Below are 6,342 nucleotides of genomic sequence, written 5' to 3' on the forward strand. Positions count from 1 at the left end.
ACCCCCAGCTCACGCTGCCGGGGTTCGATGTTGGACAGCTGAATCGCACGGCGGTGTAGGATGACCGCCCCAAACCGCGGCAGAAGGCCCTCTCCGGGCACTTCCCGGGACCTCTGTTATTCGTTTTTGGACAGCAGTGGATGCGCCCCGCAGGCCTTGACCTCCTCGATCACGGCCGCGATGTATTCGGGCCGCAGGATCGCGGTGCGGTTCCACTCGCCGTAGTGGATCTTGATGGCGACCTCGTCCCCTTTTTCGAAGCACTCGTTCAACTTCGCCTCGTAAAAAAGGTCCTTGGTCTTGCAGATCATCGACTCGGTCCAGTTGGTGGCCCCGGCCTCGGAAAACCACACCGGCGCCGGTCCGGACTCCGTGTACGGCCCCCAGTCGTGCTTTACCGGGTTCCAGGAGGCTTTCTGGTAATGCTCCCGGCCCCCGATGACGGGCCCCTTCATTTCGTGCCACTTCGTTGGTTCGCACTTGGGTTCGCTCATGTCAGACTCCTTGGGCTCGCTTGCGTTTCGGGTTTGGCGGGAACCGCGGGACCGGGGGCCGGCAGGAACGCCCGAAGATCCCCTCTCCCGCCGGTGTCTTCCGGGGCTCCGGGGGTGTGCAACCCTCCTTCCTGTTCCGGACTCGGCCGGCACTCGCCTCGCGGAAAAAAGGGAAACAGCCACCGCCGGGGACCGCGCTCCCTCGACCTTCACTCGGCCGTGGTGGGGTCGATGATCCCCCGCACCTCGGAGATCCGGTTCGCGGGGAATCCCCCCAGCTCGGCGTGCCGACGCACCGTCTCCTCGCTGTCCGCGATATACACGCAGTAGACCTTGTCGTCGGTCACGTAACTCTGGACCCACTGGATGCGGGGCCCCAACTCCGCCAGCACCCCACACGATTTCCGGGAGATAGTCGACAACTCCTCCGGGGAAAGGTTTCCGGCACCCGGGATCTCGCGTTCGATCAGGAACTTGGGCATGGAATCGCCTCCTTTGGGGTTGGGGAGTCCCGCGTGACGGGGAGATCCCGTTCGGATCGCGAACACGGAGAGCAAGGGGCGTGCCAGGACAAACTGCGTCTCTCTTTCCCTTGTTCACAGGCTTTTCTGGCGGGAGACCTCACTCCCCGGGCGGCGTCATTGTGGAGAAACTGGACACGCGGGTTGGAGCATGCGGAGAGACTGGGGGTTTCGACTGTGGAGTTTCTCCCCGGTGAGGAGAATACCCACACCTTCCGGCGTGGCTTCCCAGCAAGAAAGGAGTTTCCCTGCGCGAAATCGAAGAGCCCCGTGCCCACCCCTGGGCAACTCCGAGGCACCCGCCTTGCAATAGGTCCTCCGGGTGCCTACCCTGGACCTTGCGACACCCGCGGGAGGACGGGGCATGACGGAAACGAAACCCTATCTTTCGCATTACAAATTCGAGGTTCCCGAGATCGTGTTTGGGCGAGGACTCCTATCGCGGGTGGGGCTTTGCGCGCGCCGACTCGGGGGACGGAAGGTGCTGCTCGTCACCGACCCGGGCCTGCGGCGGGCGGGATGGGCCGATGTCGCGATCCGGAGCCTGCGGGAGGCCGACCTCGAGGTGGTCTGCTTTGACGACGTGACCGAGAACCCCAAGGACGAGGAGGTCGAGAGGGGCGCGGAGGAGTATCGACGGCAGGGCGCCGACGTCATCGTGGGACTGGGGGGCGGCAGTCCGATGGACGCGGCGAAGGGGATCGCGATCCTGGTGGCGAACGGCGGGCGGATCCAGGACTACGAGGGATCCGACCGGATCCACCGCCCTCTGCCCCCCATGGTCCTGTGCCCCACCACCTGCGGCACCGGTTCTGACGTCTCCCAGTTCGCCATCATCAACGACACGGCCCGCCACTGTAAGATGACCATCATGAGCCGCACCGTGGCGCCCGACATCAGCCTCACCGATCCCGACACCCTGCGGACCCTGCCCGAGGAGTACGTTTGCACGACCGCGTTCGACGCCCTGAGCCACGCGGTGGAGGCGTTCTTTTCCGTGGCGGCGACGAGCCTTACCGACGTGCACGCGCTCAAGGCCATCCGCCTGCTCGTTGCGAGCCTCGTCCCGGCGGTGCGGGAACGAAAGGACGAAGACCTCGAGAACCTCGCCCGGGCCAGCCTCCACGCCGGCATGGCGTTCTCCAACGCCCTGCTCGGCATCGTGCACGCCTTGGCCCATCCGATCGGGGGCCTCTACGGGGCGGGACACGGGAGCATCAACGCCGTGCTGTTGCCGGAGGTGATCCGGTATACCCTTCCGGCGGTGGAGGAGAAACTCCCGGAAATGGCGTGGGGCTTCGGGCACCGGGCCGAGGGGAACGCGCGGGTGGCATCCGACATCGTGCAGGAACAACTGGACCTTCTGATCCATGGGTCCAGGGCCCCCCGATCGCTGCGGTGCCTCGGGGTCCGCGAGGCCGATCTAAACCTCGTAGCCCAGCGGGCCGTGGAAGACACCTGCATCCTCACGGCCCCCCGACCGGCCGCCCCCCCGGACCTCCGGGGGATCCTGGCCCGCGTGTTCTGATGGAAGCGACGAACCGCCCGGTGGACGAAGGACTGCTGGAACACCTCCTCGGGCTCGAGAGCTCGAAGATCGGGTATTACGCGGAAGTCAAACAAAAGATCCGCGAACTCGAAGCGATCAACCGGCATCTCCGGGTCCGGACGAACGAACTCCAGGCCGTGTTCGGGGCCATCAAGGACGGGGTGGCCGTGTTCGATGCCACCGGAAAGCTCCAGTACTGCAACGGGGTGTGGGCCCAGATCTTCCCCGGTGCCGGGGAGGAACCGGCCACCTGCCAGCGGTTTTTCCACCCGGCCAGGGCCTGCGACGCCCAGGGATGCCCCGTGTCCGACGCGCTTCGGGGAGAGGTTCGGGACGACTCGTTTGCCGTCGAGACGGGCGACGGCACCCGCTACCTGGAAACCACGGCCACCCCGATCGAGGATGCGGACGGGCGGTTCGCGCGGGCCCTCGTGTTTCTTCGGGATGTCACAGAGAAACGGACGAGGGAAATCCAACTGCTCCAGGCGGAAAAGCTCACCAGCCTGGGCGTCTTGGCCGCGGGGGTGGCCCACGAGATCAATAACCCGCTGACCTCGGTGGCCGGGTACGCCGAGGCCCTCTTGCGGCGCTTTCGAGCCCACGGGGAACTGGCCTCCGATCCACGCCTGGAGGACTTTCCCGAGTACCTGGACGTCATCGTCCGGGAAGCCCACCGCTGCAAGACGATCATCGAAAGCCTTTTGAGCTTTAGCCGAAAATCGGAGCGGGGTGTGGGTGAGGTGGACCTTCGGGCCCTGATCGACGAGGTGCTCCAGCTCCTCGGTCCCATGGCGAGGAGCCAAGGGACGGCCCTCCTCGTCGACACGCAGACCGACGTCCCCGGGGTGCGGGGCGACGCAACGGCACTTCGCCAGGTCATCCTGAACCTCGCGACCAACGCGCTCCAGGCGGTGGGGGAAGGGGGGACGGTGCGCATCCGCCTCCGGCACGAACGAGGGGACGCGGTCCTCGAGGTGGAGGACGACGGCCCCGGCATCCCGGAGCCGGTTCTCGAGCAGATCTGGAACCCGTTTTTCACCACCAAGGACGTAGGGAAGGGCCTGGGCCTGGGCTTGGCGGTGAGCTACAACATCGTCCGTCGGCACGGCGGAGAGATCTCCGTCAGGAGTGCCGAGGGCCTGGGGAGCACCTTTTCCGTGGTCCTGCCCGTCCACGACTCGCCATGACGCCCAACCGCTGCAAGATCCTGGTCGTGGACGACGAAGCCCCGCTTCGTCGTCTGCTGGAGAAAGAACTGGCCCGCTCGGGGCACCTGGTCGAGACCGCGGAGAACGGGGAGTCCGGCCTGGCGAAGTACCGGGAGGAGATCTTCAACGTCGTCCTTCTGGACATCCGGATGCCGGGCTTGAACGGGATCGAGGTGCTGCGCCGCATGCGGGCCGAGTCCACGGTGCCCGAGGTCATCATGCTGACGGGGCACGGCACGATCGAGTCGGCCGTCGAGTGCATCAAGGAGGGGGCGTACGACTACCTGACAAAGCCGGTGAAGCTCGATGAACTCGAACTGGTCATCCAGAAGGCGGCCGAGAAAAACCGGCTGCGGCTCCAGAACATCAGCCTGCGCCTCGATGCCACCAAGCACAATCCCGACACTCTAGTGGGCCAGAGTCCCGCGTTTCGGCGCACGTTGGAACTCCTCGCCCGGGTCGCCCCCACCCGGGAGCCCGTTCTCATCACCGGCGAGAGCGGAACCGGCAAGGAACTGGCCGCCCGGGCCCTTCACGCCCTGAGCCCCCGGGCCGACCGCCCCTTCGTGGCGGTCAACTGCGGGAGGCTCAACCTCCACACGGCTGAAAGCGAACTGTTCGGCCACGCCGCCGGGGCGTTCACGGGAGCCACCAAGAACCGGGCGGGTGTTTTCGAGTTGGCGGACGGCGGCACCCTGTTCCTGGACGAGGTTTCGGAGATGCCCCTGGACGTCCAGGTAAAACTCCTGCGGGTGCTGGAGACCTCGACCGTGCGAAGGCTGGGCGGAAACAAGGATATCCGGGTCGATGTGCGCCTCGTGTTCGCCTCGAACCGCGACCTCAAGGCATGGGTCGAAAAGGGACAGTTCCGCGAGGATCTCTATCACCGGATCAACGTCTTGACCGTGCAAATGCCCCCCCTGCGAGAGCGGCTCGACGACATCGAACCCTTGGCCCATCATTTCCTCTCGATGGTCCCGTACCCCGACGGGGGCCCCTGGCAACTGCCCCCGGAGACGCTCGCGACCCTTCGGGCGTATCCGTGGCCCGGGAACGTGCGCGAGTTCCGAAACGTGATCCGCCGGGCTTGCATCCTGGCCCAGCGGCCCGTGATCACCCCCGACCTGCTGCCGTTCTCCGTGGGGTCCCCAACAAAAAAGAACCGCGCACCCGCGGGCGATACCTTGCGTCCCCTCTGGATGGTGGAGCGCGACCACATCCGCGCCGTTCTCGATGCGGTGGGGGGAAACAAGAGCCGGGCCGCAGACGTCTTGGGCGTGGACCGAAAGACGCTCTACGCCAAAATCGCCAAGTACGGCCTCTGAGGGCCGGCTGCGGCGCGGCGGGAGGGCTCAGAGGGTTCGGCCCTCGCGCTGCAGCCGCGCCACCGCACGGCGAAGAACGCAGCGGTCCTCGGGAGCCAGGGCCTTCCCACGAACGGCGTACGCCCGCCCCATGCAACCGGCCCGGCAGACGGGCCGGGCCTCGCACGCGCGGCAAGCCGGGGTCGCCTCCGAGCGGCGGCGGCTCGCGGCCCGCAGGGTCCCCCAGAGCGGTGCCCCGTGCGTCAACACGTCCGCCCAGGGGCGCCCGAACGCCCCGGACGCCGCGTGGTCCGGGGATCGGAACAGCGGGCACGGGAACACCAGGCCTCGGGCCGTGACGTAGGGATTCTCCACGAAGCTGCACGCATGGGGCGGCCGCGGCCCGGCCCCCAACCACGCCACCGCCACGGGGGATCCGTAACGCGCGCACCCGCGCCGGAACACCCCATCCCTCCGAAACCGCTCACACAGCGCCTCGTACTGGGAGGCCGTGGGGACGTCGGCCCCCCGGGATGCCGACGCACGCCCGGCCGGCACGAGGGAGCCCCACCGGATCCGAGCCACCCCGAATCGCTCGGCCAGGCGGAAAACCTCGGGCGACTCGCCAAGGTTCTGTCGCGTTTCGGTGAAGAGAAGCTCAATACAAGGCCCCAGCCCGGCCGCCGCCAGGTGCGAGAGGCCCCGGATGGCCCGGGCGAACGTTCCGCCGCCCCGAATGCGGTCGTGGGTATGCGCGTGGGCGCCGTCCAGGCTCACCTGCACCGTGGGCCCGCCGGGCCCCAGGCAGGAAAGAAACCGGGCCTCCTCCGGACCTATCAATGTCGCGTTGGTCTGCAGTTTCAGCCGGGACGCGCCCGCGAGCGTGGCGCACCCGGCCACCACGGCCCGCCACTCGGGGTGGGTCAGCAACTCCCCACCGGTGAGACAAACCTCCCGCCCTCCCAACTCCAGGAACTCACCGACAAGTCGCAAGGCGGCCCTCGTGGGAACCGGCCCCTCGGCCGCCGGCCCTCCACGCACCCAGCAGTGGGCGCACCGGAGGTTGCACCGCCCGGTGACGGCTAGCATCAGGGACCGCGGCGCCTTCAACCCGTGGTCGGCCAAGGTTCGGTGGATGTCGCTTCCCAGGGCCCTTCCTCCTCGCCCGCGCCCTCGTTACCAGCATGATCATCATGCACAATCCGGGCCGCCAAAGGCGAGAGGGGCAAACAAGAGGCGCCCGCCGGCTCGGGGCGAGCGCGGCGG

The 6,342-nt window shown here is 67.4% G+C and carries 6 protein-coding genes; 3 read left to right on the forward strand and 3 right to left on the reverse strand.

Annotated features, from left to right (window positions below; all coding sequences use genetic code 11):
- Positions 1–116: 116 nt before the first annotated feature.
- Positions 117–494: a hypothetical protein gene (locus ACY0I8_RS15160; RefSeq protein WP_461395414.1), complete on the reverse strand. Its 378-nt coding sequence runs from the start codon at positions 492–494 to the stop codon at positions 117–119.
- Positions 495–703: 209 nt separating this feature from the next.
- Entirely contained in the window at positions 704–976 is a 273-nt protein-coding gene (locus ACY0I8_RS15165; protein WP_459941708.1) for a DUF4242 domain-containing protein, read from the reverse strand.
- 403 nt (positions 977–1,379) lie between these two features.
- Here ACY0I8_RS15165 and ACY0I8_RS15170 point away from each other — a divergent pair, with 403 nt between their 5' ends.
- The 3 genes from ACY0I8_RS15170 to ACY0I8_RS15180 are packed head-to-tail and all read left to right on the forward strand — an operon-like array spanning position 1,380 to position 5,097.
- Positions 1,380–2,543 carry an iron-containing alcohol dehydrogenase gene (locus ACY0I8_RS15170; protein WP_461395415.1) on the forward strand — a complete coding sequence of 388 codons (1,164 nt, stop codon included), beginning with the start codon at positions 1,380–1,382 and terminating at the stop codon, positions 2,541–2,543.
- Between the two features lie 20 nt (positions 2,544–2,563).
- On the forward strand, positions 2,564–3,751 hold the full coding sequence (locus tag ACY0I8_RS15175; protein ID WP_461395416.1) for a two-component system sensor histidine kinase NtrB: 1,188 nt from the start codon (positions 2,564–2,566) through the stop codon (positions 3,749–3,751).
- Positions 3,748–5,097: a sigma-54-dependent transcriptional regulator gene (locus ACY0I8_RS15180; RefSeq protein WP_459941705.1), complete on the forward strand. Its 1,350-nt coding sequence runs from the start codon at positions 3,748–3,750 to the stop codon at positions 5,095–5,097. The genes ACY0I8_RS15175 and ACY0I8_RS15180 overlap by 4 nt, the downstream gene beginning before the upstream one ends.
- A 27-nt stretch (positions 5,098–5,124) precedes the next feature.
- Here the strand turns inward: ACY0I8_RS15180 and ACY0I8_RS15185 are convergent, their stop codons facing one another.
- On the reverse strand, positions 5,125–6,165 hold the full coding sequence (locus ACY0I8_RS15185) for a radical SAM protein (RefSeq protein ID WP_461395417.1): 1,041 nt from the start codon (positions 6,163–6,165) through the stop codon (positions 5,125–5,127).
- Positions 6,166–6,342 lie beyond the last annotated feature (177 nt).

This window comes from Deferrisoma sp. (assembly GCF_054681715.1).

Coding starts and splice junctions, on each gene's coding strand:
- ACY0I8_RS15160 (WP_461395414.1), bottom strand. CDS start 494: ATGAGCGAACCCAAGTGCGAACCAACGAAGTGGCACGAAATGAAGGGG.
- ACY0I8_RS15165 (WP_459941708.1), bottom strand. CDS start 976: ATGCCCAAGTTCCTGATCGAACGCGAGATCCCGGGTGCCGGAAACCTT.
- ACY0I8_RS15170 (WP_461395415.1), top strand. CDS start 1,380: ATGACGGAAACGAAACCCTATCTTTCGCATTACAAATTCGAGGTTCCC.
- ACY0I8_RS15180 (WP_459941705.1), top strand. CDS start 3,748: ATGACGCCCAACCGCTGCAAGATCCTGGTCGTGGACGACGAAGCCCCG.
- ACY0I8_RS15185 (WP_461395417.1), bottom strand. CDS start 6,165: ATGCTAGCCGTCACCGGGCGGTGCAACCTCCGGTGCGCCCACTGCTGG.